This window comes from Streptomyces sp. NPDC059008 (genome assembly GCF_042749045.1).
In the GTDB taxonomy this organism is placed as follows: domain Bacteria; phylum Actinomycetota; class Actinomycetes; order Streptomycetales; family Streptomycetaceae; genus Streptomyces.
On the sequence record NZ_JBHYJC010000025.1, the window covers coordinates 42,131 to 59,337 of the forward strand.

The window sequence follows — 17,207 nt, forward strand, 5'->3', positions numbered from 1 at the left end:
GCATCAGATGGCCGCGACCGGCAAGAACACACCACCCCTCGCCTATGTCCGCTTCGGAGAGAAACCGCTCAGGCGCATCCCTCAGCTGTTCATCGGTCTGGCCCTGTACGGGTTCAGCCTCTCCGTCATGGTGAGGGCCTCACTCGGGGTCAATCCCTGGAGTGTGCTGTACGAAGGCCTGGAGAACTACACACCGCTCAGCTTCGGCGCCATCAGCGCCGTGCTCGGTGTCCTGGTGCTCCTGACCTGGATACCCCTCAAGCAGAAGCCCACGTTCGGGACGATAGCCAACATCATCGTGCTGGCGTTCTCCTCCGACCTCGGCCTCTCCCTCATCCCGGAGGACCTCGGGCTTCCGGTGCGCATCATGCTGCTGATCGGCGGCATCGTCCTCAACGGGCTGTCGATCAGCATCTATGTGGGGGCGCGCTTCGGCCCCGGACCACGTGACGGCCTCATGACGGGGGCGTCGGCCAGCTCGGGCAAGTCCATCCGGCTCATCCGCACCCTCATCGAGATCACGGTCCTGATCATCGGATGGATCCTGGGCGGCAGCGTGGGGGTCGGCACCGTGCTCTACGCGCTGTGCGTCGGCCCGGTCACCCAGTTCTGCCTCCCGTGGTTCGCCTACCGGGCCGTCGACGAGCGCCGGCCCGCCGCGGAGGCGGCCCCGGCCATCGCGTAGGCGGCACGTCCTGACCCGCGGCGTCCCGGAGGCGGGAGCGGCCGGCGCCCTTGAGGCGTCAGCCGCCCCCGTCGCCCTCGGCGCGGGTCAGGACGACGAACCGCAGGTCCTGGTGGTAGGCGGGGACCAGTACGTGGGACACGACGCTGATCTGCTTCCGGCCGAAACGGGGCAGCCGCAAATCGAAACGATGGCCGTCTCCATAGGCGACGACGCGCGGCTCCTCTTCCCACATCCGCCGGCATTGCGGATTGCGCAGGAGTTCGTCGCGGAGTGCGCCGAGTTCCGCATTCCCGGGCGTCGCCGCAAGCGCGAACCGCAGCTGTGCCAGATAGGTCGCGGCGTGTTCGTGCCAGTGCACGAACTGTTCCCGGCCTTCTGGGGAAGCCAACGCCCAGCGCAGGAGGTTGGCTCCCGGCTCGTGCACCCAGGGAAACCACTCTTTCATCGCCTGATTACACGCGACCAGGTCCCACACGCTGTCCGTGCAATAGGCGGGGCACGGCATCTGCATATCGAGAAGGGTCTGCAGGGCACCGGTCGGAAGGGCGCCCGTCGCATGCGTCGGCGGTCTGCCCCCCGCGGCGAAACGCCGCAGCGCCATCCGCTCGTCCGGCCCCAGTACCAGCACCTCGCCCAGACGGTCCGCCGTGGCGGGCGACAGACGTCCCAGCCCGTCGCGCTCGACATCGCGGTACCACCGCACGCTCACGCCCAACTCGGCCGCGACCTCGGCCTGGGTCAGGGGCTTTCCTTTGCCGAGCTTGCGCCCCGCCTGCGCCCGCCAGGCGCGCAGCAGCCCGGGGAGTTCCAGTACGGCAGGGGGTTTCGGGGGAGCCGGCTCATTGTGGCGGAGAGCCGATAACGGATCAGTCATCTACCGAATTGCCATGCATGCGATGCGCCCCCGTGCCTCATGCCAACGAATGGGCTCCAGCGTACGCCATGGCCTTCGACGACCGAGGTGAGCATTTCTCCCCGCCGCGCCATGACCCGGACGCACGATGCGGTTATCAAGGCCCCGCCACATCAGACATTTTACGTTGATTTAATGGAGCGCATACGCGGTCATGGCGGTCGCACCTAGGGTGTGGCGGCGTCCACGGCGGCCGCGGTGTCGACCTTGCCGGCGCCCCAGTCGTTGCCGGCCGCCTCGCCGGTGAAGTCGTCCAGGCGGGCGGAGCCGACCAGGCGGGCGGCGAGGTCGGACTGGGGCATGGTGGGGCTGGCCTGCAGCATGAGGGCGCAGACTCCGGTCAGATGCGGTGCGGCCATGCTGGTGCCGGACATGGACTGGTACTGGTTCGGGCCCGCGGCTCCCACCCGCGCGGAGGTGATGGCCTGGCCGGGAGCGGCCAGCGTCGGTGCCGGGCGGCCGTCGCGGGTGGGCCCGCGGCTGGAGAAGGTGGACAGGTTGCCGGGGCCGGCCCCCTTGGTGATGTAGGACGCGGCGGTGATGACCTTCTCGCTGGTACCGGGGACGGAGATGGTGATGTCGTCGCTCCGGTGCGGGCCGATGAACTGGGGGACGACGTCCCCGCGCTCCACCCAGGCGTCCCAGCGGCCGTCGCCGGCCACGGTCCTGCCGGTGAGCGTCAGGCTCCAGGTGCCGGGCACGATCGCCGTCTGGCTCCCCGGGCGCAGCTGCACATAGATCCGGTTGTCGTGGTTGGCCGGGTGGTCGACGACGGAGTCGACGAAGGCCCGGTTTCCGCCGGGCAGCGCCAGCTCGGTGCCGGTGACGGTGCCCGGCAGGATCTCGGTGCTCGCCGTGCCGACCGGCGACTTGATGCTCAGCGAGAGGCGGTCGGAGCCGGAGTACCAGAGATCTATCGTGTCCGGCGTGGTGTCGTTGGCCGGCACCGAGAACCGTACGACGTCGCTGCCGCCCTGCGTCACACGTCCTGCCGCATGGACCCCGGCGTTCGCGGCGTTGCCCGCGGACTTCACCAGCGCCTGGCCCGCAGCGCCGAGCAGGTTGTCGATCCCGACCTCCAGCAGGCTCGAACCGTCGTGCGGCCCCAGGTTGTCGCCCTGGCTGATGTTGATGACGGCCGGCCGCCCGAGGTCCTCGGCGACGTCGAAGACGTAGCGCACGGCATCGAGGGTGCTGGCCGAGTCGCCCAGCGCCTCGGTCGTGACACGGTTGGCCACCACCACGAGCTCGGCCTCGGGGGCGACGCCGATGAAGGTGAACTCCGGGCTGCCGTTGCCGGCTGACGAACCGTCGCCGGCGGCGATCCCCGCCACATGGGTGCCATGGCCGATGCGGTCGTCCATGTGCCGTACCCCGCCGAGCGTACTGGGCGCCGCGAGCGCGAGGTCGATGGCGGAACGCTGGTACTCGACTCCGTAGCCGAACGGTGCGGGTGCGGACTCCCCGGCCTGGGGAACGAGGCCCTGGTCCCAGATGCGCAGGATGCGGGTGTTGCCGGTCGGATTGCGGAAGCAGCCGTGGCGCCAGTCGATACCGCTGTCGATCACTCCCACGATCACCCCGGCGCCACGGAACGACGGCGGGCCCGCGTGCACCTTGTCGGCGTTGATCTCCGGTACGGACGCGTCCAGCTCGGGCAGGGTGGGGCGCGAGGCCTCGACGTAGTCGACGGCGTCCAGATCGTCGAGCGCGGGGAGCGCGTCGACCCCGATCTCGCCGCTGACGACGTTCCCGGACCGGGTGAACACCGTCAGCCCGACGTCCGCGAGGCGCTCTCGCAGACCGTCCGGGTCGTCGCCGTGGCCCTCGGCGATGCGGGCGAGTACGCGCACCCGAGGCGTTGGCACTCCCTCGACGGTGAGCGCGAAACGGCCGGTGGACTCCAGGTTGGCCAACTCCGCCTGACCCTCCTCGGCCTGCGTCATCAAGAACGTCAGCCGTGAGTCGAGGGTGAGGAATCTTCGCTCCGACATCGGAAACCTTCATCTCCTGCGTGAGGTCTGCTGTGGGGGCGCCGGCCCGTACCGCGGGCCGGCGGTCACTCGTCCGGTGCCCCGGTGCCCTGCTCGGGGTGGAGCGGCTCGGCCAGCTCCACATAGTCGACACAGTCGAGTTCCGTCAGGCGCCCGAGACCGGCAGGGGAGAGACTCGCGGTCAGCACGTTCCCCGCCGTGGTGTGGACCCGGGCGCCGGCCTCGGCGATACGCCGTCGCTGCTGGTCGTCGGGTTCGCGCCGCACCCGGATGAGCACTCTGAACGGAGCCGGGTCGACCGACTCGCCCGTCGCGTCGGCGGCGAACCACATCCGCCGCGCGGCGGAGCCGAGCTTCTCGGTACGCATGTACTCCTCACCCTGCTCCGGTGAGTGACCCCGCCCATCCGGGTCGCGCCTTCGCACCTCTTCTTCGTGCGTGGAGGGCTGTCTCAGAGGGCTATATCAGTGGTATATGCCGTACCTCAACGGTAAGCAGTACCGGCCGCGCCCGCCACCTCGTCGACCCGCAGCGGCAGCGACTTCAGACCGTGGATGAAGTTCGAGACGAGCCGCCGCGGCGGAGCGGCGACCGCCAGGGCGGGCAGCAGGCCGGCCGTCTCCTCGTACAGGACCCGCAGTTGCAGGCGGGCGAGGTGCGCGCCCAGGCAGACGTGCGGGCCGTCGCCGAACGAGACATGGGGATTGGGGGAGCGGGCCAGGTCCAGCCGGTGCGGACCGGCGTAGACCCGCTCGTCGTAGTTCGCCGAGCCGTGGAAGACGACGACCTTGTCGCCGGCGCGGATCGGCCGGCCGGCCAGCTCGGTGTCCCGCGCCGCGGTCCGGCGGAACGTGAGCACCGGCGGATGCCACCGCAGCAGCTCCTCCACGCACGTCGCCGCGCCCACCGCCCCGGTGCGCAGCGCACGGTAGGCGCCCGGGTCCCCGGCGAGTGCCAGCAGGCCGCCGGGGGCCGCGCTGCGCACGGTGTCGTTGCCCGCGATGGTCAGCAGGAAGAAGAACATCTCCAGTTCGGGCGTGGCCAGTTCGCGGTCCGAGGCGAGGACGGTCAGCACGTCCTCGCCCGGGTGCCGCCGCTTGTGCGCGGCCAGCTCCCGTGCGAAGGCGAACATGTCCTGCAGCATCGCCGGGGAGCGCGGATCGGCGGGCCGGCCGTCCGGGCCGGACGCCGCGGGGCCCGCCTCGTCGGGGTCCTGGTAGCCGATGACGCGCCGGGTCCAGTCCAGGATCAGCCCGCGCTCACCGGGCGGCACACCCAGCAGATCGGCGAGGTTGAGCAGCGCGTAGTCGTCGGTGACGGCGGCGACCAGGTCGCAGACGCCGTCCCCCGCGCGCGCCGTGCCGACCGCCGCGGCCAGCAGCCGGCGGGCCCGTGCGCGTACCACCGCCTCGAAGCGGTCGATCCGGCCGCGGGTGAAGGCCCGGCTGACCAGACGGCGCAGCCGCCCGTGGTCCGGGGGATCCTGGTTGAGCATCATCCGGCGGATGAACGGCAGGTCGGCGGGGTCGGGGTCGCGGATCTGGGTGGCGCCCAGATGGGAGGAGAAGGTGCGCGCGTCCTTGAGGACCCGTACGACGTCCGCGTGGCGCGTCACCGCCCAGAAGCCGGGGCCGGCGGGCCAGCCCAGCACCTCGTGCTCCTCCTGCCAGGCCACCGGGTACCGGTCGCGCAGCAGCCGGTACGCGGCGTGCGGGAGGCCGTCCGCGTAGCCGCGCGGGTCGAAGACGTCCGGCACCGCGTCCGGCGCGCCCTGGGAGGCGGTGCCGGCGTCCGGATCCGCGGACCCGGTCATCCCGCCGCCGTCCGCCCGCCGTTGCCGTCGTCGCCGCCGTCGGCCCGCAGGAAGTCCTCCACCGCCCGGATCAGCTCCAGCGGCGTCTCGTCCATGGCGTAGTGCCCGGCCGCCGGCAGCTCGACCAGCTCGGCGTCGGCGAACCACCGCAGCCAGGTCTGACGCATCAACTCGGCGCTCAGCGCGGGATCCAGCGCACCGGCCACCGCCAGCGCCGGCACCGCCGAACCCTCGACCTCCTCGGCGAACCCCTCCCCGGCCCAGGAGTCCAGCCAGGTCCGGAACGCCTTCGCCTCGCTGCGCTCCAACGACCGCCGCACCATCCGGTCCAGCCAGGCGGCCGGGCGCCGCCCGCCGGAGGTGAGGTCGATGATGGAGCGCCGGTTCTCCGGGGTGTGCGCCGCGGCGGAGAACAGCTCCCACTGCTCCGGCGGCATCGGGAATCCGGAGGCGGGGACCGGCGAGACCCCCACGATCCGGCGTACCCGGTGCGGTGCCGCGGCCAGCACCCGCTGGGCGACGCTGCCGCCCATCGAATGGCCGACGACCGAGAACCGGTCCCAGCCCAGCCGGTCGGCGAGCGCCAGCACGTCGGCCGCGCCCTCCGCCGTGGTGTACGCGCCGTCCGCGCCCCGCGCCTCGCCGTAGCCGCGCAGATCGACCAGCGCGTACTGGAAGGCGTCCCGGTCGAGATCCGGCACGACCGGGTCGAAGGCGGACCGGTCGGCGAACCAGCCGTGCACGGCGAAGACCTTGTGCGAGCCCGAACCGTGCAGGGCATGGGGCAGTACGAAGGAAGCCACGCTCACTCCAGACGTGTGACGGAACGCGTCGACGGGCCCACGGCCACCACCGGGCGGCCACGGGCGATTTCCGACCACATTGGCCGTATCCTCCCCGCCGTGCAAGACCCCGCCCCGGCGACACCGCCACGGGCTGATACGGCCCGCCCGGCACCGGGCAGGCATCCGGGGCATGACCGTCCTCGTCGGAACCTCTGGCTGGCAGTACAAGGACTGGCGCGAGGTCCTCTACCCGCCGGACCGGCCGCAGCGGCTGTGGCTGGAGGAGTACGCGCGGCAGTTCGCCACCGTCGAGAGCAACGCCGCCTTCTACCGGCTGCCCGAGGAGAAGACCTTCGCCGACTGGCGGGAGCGGACCCCCGACGGCTTTGTGATGGCCGTCAAGGCCAGCCGCTATCTGACCCACATCAAGCGGCTGCGTGAGCCGGCGGAGCCGGTCGGGCGGCTGATGACGCGGGCCGCGGCCCTCGGCCCGCGGCTCGGCCCCGTCCTGCTCCAGCTGCCGCCCACGCTGCACGCCGACGCCGCGCTGCTGGACGACTGCCTCGGCTGCTTCCCGGCCGGCACCCGGGTGGCCGTCGAGCCGCGCCACGACTCGTGGTGGACCGAGGAGATCCGCGCCGTACTGGAGCGCCGGGGCGCCGCGCTGTGCTGGGCGGACCGGGGCTCCCGCCCCGTGACACCGCTCTGGCGGACCGCCGGCTGGGGGTATCTGCGCTTCCACGAGGGCCGTGCGGAGCCCGCTCCGCGCTACGGACGGCAGGCGCTGGCCACCTGGGTGCGGCGGATCGCCGACACCTGGCCGGACCGGGCCGAGGTCTATGCGTACTTCAACAACGACGTCGGCGCGGCGGCCGTCCTCGACGCCGTCCGCTTCGCCCGCGCCGCCGAGGCCGCGGGCCGCTCGGTGAGCCGTACGCCGTCCGGGCGTGGCTCCGCCCGTTGAGCGCGGGCCGGGGATATATCTGCGCTCGTACCGCTGGGCGAGCTGACGAGGTGGCATACGGTGATCCGCAGACGGGTGGTGGTCTCCGGAGCAGTGCAGGGTGTGTTCTTCCGCGACACCTGCCGGCGCACGGCGGACGCGCGCGAGGTGGCCGGCTGGGTGCGCAACCGCCCGGACGGAACGGTGGAGGCCGTGTTCGAGGGGGAGCCCGAGCGGGTCCGCGAACTGGTGGAGTGGGCGCACCAGGGTCCCGCCACGGCGCTGGTCGACGCGGTGTCCGTGACGGAGGAAGCGCCGGAGGGCCTGCGGGGCTTCGAGATCCGGCCGACGCCCGGCGGGTTCTAGGGGGCCGATGGGCCGGGGGCGGGGTCGGAACGGCCCTGGGGCGCCCCTACCCGGTGGCCTCGCGGGCCGTAGCGCCCGCGGCGACGAGGAGGGCGGCGGTCTCGGCGTGGGAGGCGTCGTTCGCCCAGTCCAGGGGGGTGCGGCCGGTGCCGTGGTCTTCGCGGAGGTTCGGATCGGCGCCGTGCGCCAGCAGTTCGCGTACGGTCGCGGTGTGCCCCCAGCACGCCGCCGCGCACAGGGGCGTGCCCTCCGAGCCGAGCCCGGCGCTCTCGGTGTCAGGGGCCGCCCCGGCCGCCAGGAGCAGGCGGGCGATCTCCGCCGACCCGTTCACGGAGGCCTGGTACAGCGGGGTGGTGCCTCCGTAGTCCGCTCGCTGCGGGTCGGCTCCGGCCCGCAGCAGCGTCGCCACGCGGGCGGTGTCACGCAGCCAGATCGCCCCGAAGAGACGCCGGGTGAGCTTCTTGCGCTTGCGCTGGTTCATGGGGGCCGAGGCTAGCGACCGGGTGCGCGGCGGGGCCAGCCGATATGCGCACGCACCGTAGGTGAGCCGGCCGGGCGTGCCACGGGGCCTCAGAGGTACAGCCCCGCATCGGCTCCCGAGTCCTGGGCCGGGACCGACGCGGGCCCGGTGCCGCGCCGGAGCGCGTACAGCTCGGCCAGGGTGGCGCCGTCGCGGCCGATGCCGCGGTCCGCGCCGAGCCAGTTGACCGCTTCGGGACGGGTCAGCGGGCCGACCTCGATACGGGCCAGACAGCGGCCGGGGCGCACCACCGCCGGGTGCATCCGCTCCAGGTCCTCGTTGGTGGTGACGCCGACCAGGACGTTGCGCCCCTGGCCCAGCAGCCCGTCCGTGAGGTTGAGCAGCCGCGACAGCGCCTGGCCGGCGGCGTGCTTGGCCTCGCCGCGGATCAGCTCGTCGCAGTCCTCCAGGAGCAGCAGCCGCCAGCGGCCCTTTCCGGCGGAGTCGTCCTCGCCGATCGCGATGTCCATCAGATAGCCCACGTCGTTGAACAGCCGCTCCGGGTCCAGGACGCAGTCCACCTGGCACCAGTCGCGCCAGGAGCGGGCCAGGGTGCGCAGCGCGGAGGTCTTGCCGGTGCCGGGCGGGCCGTGCAGCAGGAGCAGCCGGCCGGCGATCTCCGCGGGCACCACTTTCATCAGCCGGTCCATCGCATCGGCCACCGGCGCGGTGTAGTTGGGCCGGATCTCCTGCCAGGTCCCGGCGGAGATCTGCCGGGAGGTACGGTGCGGCCCGCGGCGCGGGGAGAAGTACCAAAAGCCCATCGGGACGTTCTCCGGCTGCGGCTCCGGTGCGTCCTCGGCGCCGTCGGAGGCCTGCCCCAGCACCTTCTCGGCCAGCTCGTCGGTGACGGCGGTGACCGTCACGTCGGCGCCGCGGTTCCAGCGGGAGACCAGCAGGGTGTAGCCGTCGCCCTCGGCGAGCGTGGCGCTGCGGTCCTCGTCCTTGGCCGAGCGCAGGATCCGTGCGCCCGGCGGCAGCAGCGTCAGCCCGGACTTCACCCGGTCCACCGACCGGCTGCGGGAGTACGGCTGCTCGCCCTTGGCGAACCGTCCCAGGAAGAGCGCATCGATGACGTCGGACGGCGCATCGCTGTCGTCCAGGGTCAGACGGAGCGGAAGGGAGTCCTCCGCGGCGGACGGCTGGACATGATCGGCACACATGACGCCATGATCCGCCACCGCCGCCCGTCGCGTACACGGATTATCGCCTCCGGTGTTTCTCCGTACGGAACGGGACCGGTAACCCGAAAACCGGGCTTACCGGGCGGTTGGCCCGCTAATCTCCCTTTGTGCGACGTCATGGTGGGGAACGTCAGACAACGGGCTTCGTCGTCGTGGCAGGGGTGGCCGCGCTGGCGATGGCGCTGGTCACGCTGGTCATGTGCACCGCTCCGGGGCAGCGGGACCGCGACGCCAAGGGGCGTGCGCCCTCGCGGGCCGCCGGGCCGGCCGTGGGCTGGGGGTTCACCCACACCCAGTTCAGCGCGGACCAGGGTGCCGAGCCGGCCCGGGACCGGGCCGCCCGGCTGCTGTCCGACCGCCCGATGCCGCAGAACCAGCACATCATGGGCTGGGGCGCACAGAACCCCGAACCGAGCCCGGGCCGCTACGACTTCGCCGACCTGGACCGCCGGATCGCGCTGATCCGGCGCACCGGCGGCACCCCCGTGGTGACCCTGTGCTGCGCGCCGGACTGGATGAAGGGCGGCACGGCGGGCGGGACCGACTGGGACGCCCTGGAGAAGGCCCCCGACCCGGCGCACTACGCGGACTTCGCGGCCCTCGCCGGAAAGATCGCCCGGCGCTATCCGGACGTCCGCCACTTCGTCGTGTGGAACGAGTTCAAGGGCTTCTTCGACGACGCCGAGGGACGCTGGGACTACGAGGGGTACACCCGCCTGTACAACCTCGTCCACAAGGAGCTGAAGGAGGCCGACGCCGGGAACCAGGTGGGCGGGCCCTATCTGGTGATGGACAGCCATGTGCCGGGTGACGACACCTACGCCTCCCGCCTCAAGGGCCCGTGGGGCAGCATCGACCAGCGCACGCTCGATGCCTTCGACTACTGGAACCGGCACAAGGCCGGCGCGGACTTCGTGGTCGTCGACGGCTCCAGCTACAGCAAGGACGACCGCTACGCCCCGGGCCCGTTCACCGCCGCCCGGAAGTTCGCCGACGTGGGGCGGTGGCTGCGCCAGGAGACCGGGCTGCCGCTGTGGTGGGCCGAGTGGTACGTCGAGATCACGGACGACGGCGCGCGCGGCGGCGGGGGCGACCGGGCCGGCTGGAGCGAGCGGCGCCGCGTCGCCGCACAGGCCACGGCGCTGGTCGAGATGGCGGCGGGCGGCGCCACCAGCGGGTTCTACTGGAACCCGGAGACCGAGGGCGAGCACTGCCCCGGCTGCCTGTGGACCAGCACCGAACAGGACGACGGGGGGCGGGAGTTGCCGATGATGACGCTGCTGTCCCGCTTCTCCCGTGCCTTCCCGCCCACGGCCCGGCCGCGGGAGTTCGACACCGGCACCACCAGGATCCTGGGGCTGGCCGACGACCGCACGGCGCTGCTGGTGAACACCGCCGACCGCCGCGGCACGGCGACGGTCGACGGGGAGGACCTCACCCTGGACGGGTACGAGGTGCGCTGGGTCGAGCGCTCCTGAAGGCCGGGCACACGGTCCGGCCTCCCGGTCCCGGCCCTACGACAGCGTCATAAACCGCTGCACCAGCGACACCAGGAACACCAGCAGCAACGGCATCGCGAACCAGAACATCCCCTGGACCCAGTGCCGTCGACGCGCGCTCGGCGACGCCGCGACCCGGAGCACCTCGCGGGCCGCCAGCACCGCGACCAGCGCGACCAGCGCCAGCGCGCCGAACACCGTCCACGGCGTCCAGGTCACCTTCGGTCCGGCCGGACCGGGCCGGGGCGGGGCCGCCTCGCCCGCCGGCGGCCGCGCCGGCTCGTACACCGCCGCGTGCTCGTTGGACAGCACCCGCCGGAGGTCGTCACGCCGGTCCAGCGCGGCGCGCAGCCGCCGCTCCCAGTCCGCCGGATACCCCGAGTCCAGCCGCAGCGCCTCCGACTGGCCGTGGTTGACGATCAGATACGACTGCGGTCCGGCGTCCCGCAGGGCGGTGACGAGGGGGCCGACCCGGGTCGGGTCGCGCGGCGCCGGGGTCGGTTCGTACTGCACCCGCTCCATGTCCCTGGCGCCCCAGGGCATCGCCGGGGTGACACTGTCGACGGGGTCGTGGCTCAGCCACAGCAGCCGCACCGTCGGACGGTCGTGCGCGTAGACGTGGTCCATCGCCGCGACCTCGCCCGGCCGGATCCGCTCGAAGGGCTCGTTGCCCCAGCGGGCGACGAGGAAGCCGCCGGCCAGGAGCAGCCCCGTCAGCAGCGCGGCGAGCGGCCCGAGCCCCCGGCGGGCGTCCGTACCGCGCGGGAACAACGCCAGCGCCGCCAGCACACAGGCGCCCGGAAGCGCGAACAGAAAGACCCGCAGCGCCATTTCGCCGCCGTAGGACTGCATCCCGAACGCGAGGAAGGGCACGAACGCCAGGGTCAGCAGCGAGCGTTCGGTGAAGCCCGCCGCCCGCCGCCGCAGCGCCCCGAGGCAGGCCAGCGCCAGCACCCCGCCCGCCAGCGCCACCCGGGCGTACAGCACCAGCTTGTGGGTGGGGTCGCCGCCCCCGATCCGGTCCGTCACGGACGAGGAGACATTGCCGCCGATGCCCCCGAGCCCGCCGAACAGCTCGTCGAAGTGGCCCGACCAGTACGGCTCGGCGCAGAACCCCACCCACGCCGCGACCAGGACGCCCAGCAGCAGCGGCAGACCGCGCAGGGTGCAGCGGCGGCCGAGCACCAGCACGGTCAGCACGCCGAGCATCACGAACGGGGTGAGCTGGTGGGCCGCCACCGACGCCACGAACAGCACGATCAGCGTGGTGAGCAGCACCGCGAGCTGGGCGCGGCCCGCCGGGTGCGGCGCAGCCTCGCCCGGCCGCCGCCCGGATCCCGCGGCCACGGTCGCCGGCCGGGTACGGAACCACACCAGCAGGATCGCCACGAACGCCAGGTAGAGGAGGTAGGTGAACCCCTGCGGGGAGAAGTAGTCCTGGCCGACCCAGCCGCACAGCGCGAACAGCCAGGCCGCGCACCACTTCGCCCGCCGGCTCGCCCGGACCGCCTTCAGGAGCAGGAACAGCGGGGCCAGGTAGAGCAGCTGGACGGTCGGCGGCCACCAGCGCAGGACCTCGGTGAAGTCGGTGACGCCGCACGCCTGGGCGACGAACTGCACCCCGGCGAAGAAGCCCGGCCAGCTCCAGCGGGCGTCCAGGTCCGGTACCGCGGTGCCGGTCCTGGCGAGGTGGTCGAGGAAGCCCAGATGCTGCCAGGCGGTGGGGAAGCGCGGCTCGGTCTCCAGGACGGCCGGGAGCGCGTGCAGGGACACCACCGTCAGCACCAGTACGGCGGTGAGCAGGGTGCGGCGCGGGGTGGGCAGCCAGAGCGCCCAGGCGTACGCCGCCACCAGCAGGACGACGCCGGCCAGTGTCGCCGCGGGCAGCACCGAGATCAGGCCCAACCCCGTCATGCCGTCCAGGTCGGCGTCGCCCATGCCGCGCAGCGGCAGCCAGAACAGCGCCGCGGCGGCGGCGAGCAGCGCCCATCCGACCGCGGCGGCCCGCCTCCCCGAGCCACGCGAGCGTGCGCCGCCGCCGGGAATCTTGGTGGCTGGGGCCGGGCCTGCGGCGGGGGCCTTGTCGTACACCCTGGTGCCCGGGGCCGGGCCTGCGTCGGGGGCCCTGTCGTACGCCCAGGCGCCGTCGCCGAGATCTCCGTACACCGCCAGATCCGCCAGGTCGCCGTCCGGAGCCAGACCGTCCACGGGGATCCGGGCCGGCGGTGCGGCCGCCACCCGCCCGCGCAGCACCCGGCGCAGCCGTCCGCTCGCGATCGCGACGATCACCGCCAGGCTGGAGATCTCGGCGACACCGGCCCCGGTCAGCCCCATCCGCGGCAGCAGCACCAGCGTCAGCCCGAGCACCAGCACACACAGCAGGCCCTGCAGGGCGGCCAGTCCGGACGTCCGGCTCTGGGCGCGCAGCACCGCGAAGTGCACCTCCATCACCACGCGCAGCGCGGCGCCCACCGCGAACCAGCGCAGCAGCGGCGTGGCCGCCTCCGCGTACCCCGGCCCGAAGAAGCCGAGGAGGTAGGGCGCGCAGACGAACAGCGCCAGGCAGACCGGGACCATGATGCGGGCCATCCGCCGCAGCGCGGCCCGGGTGTTGGCGGCGAGCCGCGCCGGATCGTGCGCGCCCTCCACGGTCAGCGAGGCGCCCATGTTGAGGGCCAGCAGGTTGACCGTGCCGCCGATGGTGGTGGCGATGTAGAAGTACGCGTTGTCCGCCGCGCCGACCTGGGAGGCCACCAGTACCGGGACGAGGTAGACCACGGCGAGGGAGAACAGCGAGCCGGTGTAGTCGCCGGCCAGGAAGCGGCCCGTCTCCCGCAGCGACGGGGGCCGGGCGGTGTGCCGTGTGGTCCGTACGTGCCGGGGGATCAGCCGCCGGAACACCAGCCAGGCGAGCGGGACGACGGAGACCGCGATCGCCGCGACCCAGGAGACGAACACCCCGGCGGTGGGGACCGCGGCGGCGAAGGCCACCAGCAGCCCCAGCTTCACCGCGGAGAAGGCGAGATTGCCCACCGGCACCCACAGCGCGCTGCGTAGCCCGGTCAGCACCCCGTCCTGGAGGGTCAGCAGCGACCAGGCGACCACGGCCAGGACGAAACCCAGGCCGTTGAGGGTGCCGTGCAGAAAGCGGTAGGAGGGGCCCCACAGGTCGAGGGTGAGCAGGAAGGCCGTCGCGGCGATCGCCACCACGACCGAACTGCCCCCGTACGTCCGCAGCACCAGCCGCCGGGTGGTGCGGCCGGAGACCGGGATGAAGCGGGCCAGCGCGCCGGTGAGGGTGACCGCGGTCAGCCCCGCCAGCAGCTTCATCGCGGCGATCGCCGCCGAGCCCTGGCCGACCGCGGACTCCGTGTAGAAACGGGCCGCCACCAGCCAGAACCCCAGACCGAGCAGCCCGGAGACGCCGGTGTTGAGCATCAGCGCATAGGCGTTGCGGAACAGCGGACTGCCGCCGTCCCGCCCGCCCGGCCGCGGTGGCCCTTCCTCCGCGCGCTCCTCGGCCTTGGTGGTGGTGTCGGACACCGGCTCAACTGCCCCTTCTTCCACCGCGGGGAGGCCGCGGCGGGCTCGTCTTCAGCGGCCCGGCGCGCACATCCGGACCGCCTGTCGTGATCTGCGGACGACCGCGTACCCCCTGGTGAGCACCCGGTCCCGGGTGAAGGCGCGGACCAGCCCGCGGCCCTCGACGATCCGGGCGAACTCCTCGGTGCCGGTGGCGCGCCGCACCGTCAACCGCGCCAGCGCGTACGGCCCCTGACGGCGGGCCGCCAGCGTATTGCCCACCGCGAGCGCCTGCCGGAACCCCAGCCCGCGTACGGTCCGCCGCACCCTGCGGCCGGAGTGGCCGTAGGGGTAGGCGAAGGACTCGGGCGCCGTCCCGACCTCATCGGCGATGATCTCCTTGCAGCGCAGCACCTCGTGCCGCAGCCGCTCGTCGTCGAGGTCGTCCAGAGGGGGGTGGCGGTGGCTGTGCCCGCCGATCTCCACCCCGGCTCCGGCCAGCTTCCGCACCTGGTCCCAGTCGAGCATGGTGTCCGGCGCGCCCCCGGTGCCGTACGGGCCGCGCAGCCAGCCCGTGGTGACGAAGAGGGTGGCCGGGAAGCCGTGCCGGGCCAGGGCCGGCAGCGCGTGCCGGTACACGCCCTCGTAGCCGTCGTCGAAGGTGATCAGCACCGGTCGCTCCGGCAGCGGGCCGCCGCCCCGCCAGGCCGCCGCGAGCGCGGCGGCGGTCAGCGGGGTGAAGCCGCCGTCGGCCAGGACCGCCAACTGCTCCTCGAACGCGGTGGGCGTCACCGACAGCTCCCGTGCGGCGGGTGTCGGGGCCACGGTCACCGCGTGGTACATCAGGATCGGCACCGCGCCCGGTCTGCCGCTCATGCCGCCGCCCCTTCGTGCGCCGCGGCCGTCGTCGCCCCGTCGCCGCCGGGCCCGCCGACCCGGGCGCCGGGAAGGGGAGTTCGCCGCCGGCGTGCCCGCAGCGTGCCCCAGGCGTAGCCGGCCGCCGCGGCCGCCGTGCCGGCCACGATCGCGCCCGCCCGGCCGGCCCCGCCGGGCCGGCCCAGCAGCGCGTCCCGTACCCCGCGCAGCACCCCGGCGGGCAGCACCCGGGCGGTGTGGCGGCGCTCGGCCGCCAGCCCGTCCCGCGTGCCGACACTCCGCGCCACCAGCGCCTTGGACAGCCCCTCGGCGTACGCCCGGCTGCGGAAGTAGCCGAACCGCTGCCGCCCGGCCGGCACCCGGTGGTGGATCACCGACCGGTCGTCGATCAGCAGCACCGCGTCCGGTATCAGCCGCGAGATCCGGATGCACAGCTCGGTCTCCTCGCCCCCCAGGGGCCGCCGGTCGCCGTCCCGGCCGATCCCCGTCGCGAAGCCGCCGGCGAGGTCGAACGCCACCCTGCGGAAGGAGGCGTTGCCGCCCAGCACATTGCGTACCCGGACCTTCCCCGGCGGCAGACCGCGGTAGGTGCAGCCGACCACCCAGTCGAACTCCTCGGGGAACCACACCGGGCGACGGCCGGACTCCCAGGCCGGTTCGGTGCGCCCGCCGACCGCCATCACCGCCGGGTCGGCGTACGCCGCGGCGAAGTGGCGCAGCCAGTCCCGCTCGGCCACCGCGTCGTCGTCCAGGAAGGCGATGACCTCGCCGTCGGCGGCGGCGATACCGGTGTTGCGCCCCGCGGAGAGTCCGCGGGGTCCCGAATTGGCCATGATCAGCAGCGGAGTCGACGGCGCGCCCGGCGCGTTCGCGCCCGTGTGGGCGCCGCCGAAACGCTCCCTGAGCCGGTCGAGCAACCGCTGGTGGTGGTCCACCACCAGCAGCAGCTCATGGGCGGGATGGGACTGTGCGCGGACGGACTCCACCGCGGCCAGGATGTCGTCCCACCGGTCCTCGGTGTGGACGCAGATGACGACGGAGATCCGCAGCGCCGGGCCGACCGCCGGTCTCCGGGGGTTCACAGGGCGTCCCCGGTGATCAGCGCCGGCCGGGCGACCCGCTTGCGCCGGGTGCCCCGCTCGCGCAGGATCACCCGCAGCACCCGCAGACCGTCGCGCACCGCCCGCAGATTGCTGACACCGTGGATGCGGTGGTACTCGTGGCTGGGGATCTCCTGCACCCGCAGCCCGGCCTTGACCACCCGGATGTTCATCAGCGTCTCGACCTCGAACCCCGCGCAGTCCAGGGCGATCTCGTCCAGGCAGTGCCGCCAGAAGGCGTTGTAGCCGTAGCACAGATCGGTGTAGCGGGCGCCGAACTTGGCGTTGACGACGGCGGTCAGCACGCGGTTGCCGAGCTTGCGGACCGGGGTCATGTCGTCCGTGCCGCCGCCGTTGGCGAACCGCGAGCCCTTGGCGAAGTCGGCCCCGGACACCAGCGCCGAGACATAGCTGACGATCTCGCCGCCGTCGGCCGAGCCGTCCGCGTCGACCATCACGATGATCTCGCCGGTGCAGGCCGCGAAGCCGCTGATCAGCGCGTCACCCTTGCCCTTTCCGCGCTGCGCCACGACGGTGACGTCCGGCCGCAGTTCCCGGGCGACGCGGACCGTGTCGTCGGTGGAGTTCCCGTCGACCAGGACCACTTCATGAATCCAGTCCGGCAGGGTTTTGAAGACGTACGGGAGGTTCTCCGCCTCGTTCATCGCCGGAATGACGACGCTGACCGGCGGTGCGATGGCCAGATGGGAGGAAACAGGACGGTAGACGGCCTGGTCCGGCAGCAGCGTCAGCGGCGGTTCTTCCGCGTCGGCCGGGCGAAGGAACGAGCTCATGGGTTGATTTCCCTCTCGTCCGGTGAGCCGCCCACCCCCGGGCGGCCCGTGCTGGATATCCGGGTCGAAAGGGGGGTACACACCCCGCTGCGCACGGCGGTGGCGCCGTGCGGACAGGGCGAGCTGGCATGCGTGATTCCGGACGCGCGGCTCGTGCTCCGGACCTCGGCAAGCCGTGATCGGCAAACCGGGACCGAGCGCACGGGACCC

General features: G+C 73.1%; 15 protein-coding genes. 4 read left to right on the forward strand and 11 right to left on the reverse strand.

Annotated elements, in window-relative coordinates; genetic code table 11:
- Positions 1–7 precede the first annotated feature (7 nt).
- On the forward strand, positions 8–685 hold the full coding sequence (locus tag ACFWZH_RS26095) for a YitT family protein (protein ID WP_384435892.1): 678 nt from the start codon (positions 8–10) through the stop codon (positions 683–685).
- 58 nt (positions 686–743) lie between these two features.
- On the opposite strand, the gene ACFWZH_RS26100 is transcribed toward ACFWZH_RS26095, so the two are convergent.
- The 5 genes from ACFWZH_RS26100 to ACFWZH_RS26120 form a co-directional block, all read right to left on the reverse strand.
- Positions 744–1,562 (reverse strand): helix-turn-helix domain-containing protein, encoded by an 819-nt coding sequence (locus ACFWZH_RS26100; protein ID WP_384435895.1) that lies wholly within the window; start codon positions 1,560–1,562, stop codon positions 744–746.
- Positions 1,563–1,768: 206 nt separating this feature from the next.
- Positions 1,769–3,595, reverse strand: coding sequence for a S8 family serine peptidase (locus tag ACFWZH_RS26105; protein WP_384435898.1), 1,827 nt, complete (start codon positions 3,593–3,595; stop codon positions 1,769–1,771).
- A gap of 65 nt (positions 3,596–3,660) precedes the next feature.
- Positions 3,661–3,963 (reverse strand): hypothetical protein, encoded by a 303-nt coding sequence (locus ACFWZH_RS26110; protein ID WP_384435900.1) that lies wholly within the window; start codon positions 3,961–3,963, stop codon positions 3,661–3,663.
- A gap of 116 nt (positions 3,964–4,079) precedes the next feature.
- On the reverse strand, positions 4,080–5,408 hold the full coding sequence (locus tag ACFWZH_RS26115; protein ID WP_384435903.1) for a cytochrome P450: 1,329 nt from the start codon (positions 5,406–5,408) through the stop codon (positions 4,080–4,082).
- Positions 5,405–6,211, reverse strand: a complete 807-nt coding sequence (locus ACFWZH_RS26120; protein WP_384435906.1) for an alpha/beta fold hydrolase — start codon at positions 6,209–6,211, stop codon at positions 5,405–5,407. Before ACFWZH_RS26120 ends, ACFWZH_RS26115 begins: the two co-directional genes overlap by 4 nt.
- A 172-nt stretch (positions 6,212–6,383) precedes the next feature.
- Between ACFWZH_RS26120 and ACFWZH_RS26125 the strand changes: the two genes are divergently transcribed.
- Both ACFWZH_RS26125 and ACFWZH_RS26130 read left to right on the forward strand, forming a co-directional pair.
- Positions 6,384–7,157 carry a DUF72 domain-containing protein gene (locus ACFWZH_RS26125; protein WP_384435909.1) on the forward strand — a complete coding sequence of 258 codons (774 nt, stop codon included), beginning with the start codon at positions 6,384–6,386 and terminating at the stop codon, positions 7,155–7,157.
- A 60-nt stretch (positions 7,158–7,217) separates the two neighbouring features.
- Complete coding sequence (locus tag ACFWZH_RS26130; protein WP_384435912.1) at positions 7,218–7,502, forward strand: acylphosphatase; 285 nt, start codon at positions 7,218–7,220, stop codon at positions 7,500–7,502.
- A 46-nt stretch (positions 7,503–7,548) separates the two neighbouring features.
- Here ACFWZH_RS26130 and ACFWZH_RS26135 read toward each other — a convergent pair whose 3' ends face one another.
- Together ACFWZH_RS26135 and ACFWZH_RS26140 are read right to left on the reverse strand one after the other, a co-directional pair.
- Positions 7,549–7,983 (reverse strand): ankyrin repeat domain-containing protein, encoded by a 435-nt coding sequence (locus tag ACFWZH_RS26135; RefSeq protein WP_384435914.1) that lies wholly within the window; start codon positions 7,981–7,983, stop codon positions 7,549–7,551.
- An 89-nt stretch (positions 7,984–8,072) separates the two neighbouring features.
- Complete coding sequence (locus ACFWZH_RS26140; protein ID WP_384435916.1) at positions 8,073–9,185, reverse strand: DUF5925 domain-containing protein; 1,113 nt, start codon at positions 9,183–9,185, stop codon at positions 8,073–8,075.
- A gap of 128 nt (positions 9,186–9,313) precedes the next feature.
- On the opposite strand from ACFWZH_RS26140, the gene ACFWZH_RS26145 reads away from it, so the two are divergent.
- Entirely contained in the window at positions 9,314–10,684 is a 1,371-nt protein-coding gene (locus ACFWZH_RS26145; protein ID WP_384435919.1) for a xylan 1,4-beta-xylosidase, read from the forward strand.
- Between the two features lie 36 nt (positions 10,685–10,720).
- On the opposite strand, the gene ACFWZH_RS26150 is transcribed toward ACFWZH_RS26145, so the two are convergent.
- Genes ACFWZH_RS26150 through ACFWZH_RS26165 form a run of 4 tightly spaced genes read right to left on the reverse strand, consistent with a single transcriptional unit; the run spans position 10,721 to position 16,997 of the window.
- Positions 10,721–14,248, reverse strand: a complete 3,528-nt coding sequence (locus ACFWZH_RS26150; RefSeq protein WP_384435922.1) for a lipopolysaccharide biosynthesis protein — start codon at positions 14,246–14,248, stop codon at positions 10,721–10,723.
- Positions 14,249–14,299: 51 nt separating this feature from the next.
- Positions 14,300–15,103, reverse strand: a complete 804-nt coding sequence (locus ACFWZH_RS26155) for a polysaccharide deacetylase family protein (protein WP_384435926.1) — start codon at positions 15,101–15,103, stop codon at positions 14,300–14,302.
- Positions 15,100–16,185: a glycosyltransferase family 2 protein gene (locus tag ACFWZH_RS26160; RefSeq protein WP_384435930.1), complete on the reverse strand. Its 1,086-nt coding sequence runs from the start codon at positions 16,183–16,185 to the stop codon at positions 15,100–15,102. Before ACFWZH_RS26160 ends, ACFWZH_RS26155 begins: the two co-directional genes overlap by 4 nt.
- Positions 16,182–16,997: a glycosyltransferase family 2 protein gene (locus ACFWZH_RS26165; protein ID WP_384435933.1), complete on the reverse strand. Its 816-nt coding sequence runs from the start codon at positions 16,995–16,997 to the stop codon at positions 16,182–16,184. Before ACFWZH_RS26165 ends, ACFWZH_RS26160 begins: the two co-directional genes overlap by 4 nt.
- Positions 16,998–17,207 lie beyond the last annotated feature (210 nt).

Excerpts from the sequence above, each read along its gene's own strand:
- ACFWZH_RS26100 (WP_384435895.1), bottom strand. The coding sequence starts at position 1,562 with ATGACTGATCCGTTATCGGCTCTCCGCCACAATGAGCCGGCTCCCCCG.
- ACFWZH_RS26165 (WP_384435933.1), bottom strand. The coding sequence starts at position 16,997 with ATGAGCTCGTTCCTTCGCCCGGCCGACGCGGAAGAACCGCCGCTGACG.
- ACFWZH_RS26110 (WP_384435900.1), bottom strand. The coding sequence starts at position 3,963 with ATGCGTACCGAGAAGCTCGGCTCCGCCGCGCGGCGGATGTGGTTCGCC.
- ACFWZH_RS26135 (WP_384435914.1), bottom strand. The coding sequence starts at position 7,983 with ATGAACCAGCGCAAGCGCAAGAAGCTCACCCGGCGTCTCTTCGGGGCG.
- ACFWZH_RS26095 (WP_384435892.1), top strand. The coding sequence starts at position 8 with ATGGCCGCGACCGGCAAGAACACACCACCCCTCGCCTATGTCCGCTTC.
- ACFWZH_RS26140 (WP_384435916.1), bottom strand. The coding sequence starts at position 9,185 with ATGTGTGCCGATCATGTCCAGCCGTCCGCCGCGGAGGACTCCCTTCCG.
- ACFWZH_RS26125 (WP_384435909.1), top strand. The coding sequence starts at position 6,384 with ATGACCGTCCTCGTCGGAACCTCTGGCTGGCAGTACAAGGACTGGCGC.
- ACFWZH_RS26115 (WP_384435903.1), bottom strand. The coding sequence starts at position 5,408 with ATGACCGGGTCCGCGGATCCGGACGCCGGCACCGCCTCCCAGGGCGCG.
- ACFWZH_RS26155 (WP_384435926.1), bottom strand. The coding sequence starts at position 15,103 with ATGAGCGGCAGACCGGGCGCGGTGCCGATCCTGATGTACCACGCGGTG.
- ACFWZH_RS26105 (WP_384435898.1), bottom strand. The coding sequence starts at position 3,595 with ATGTCGGAGCGAAGATTCCTCACCCTCGACTCACGGCTGACGTTCTTG.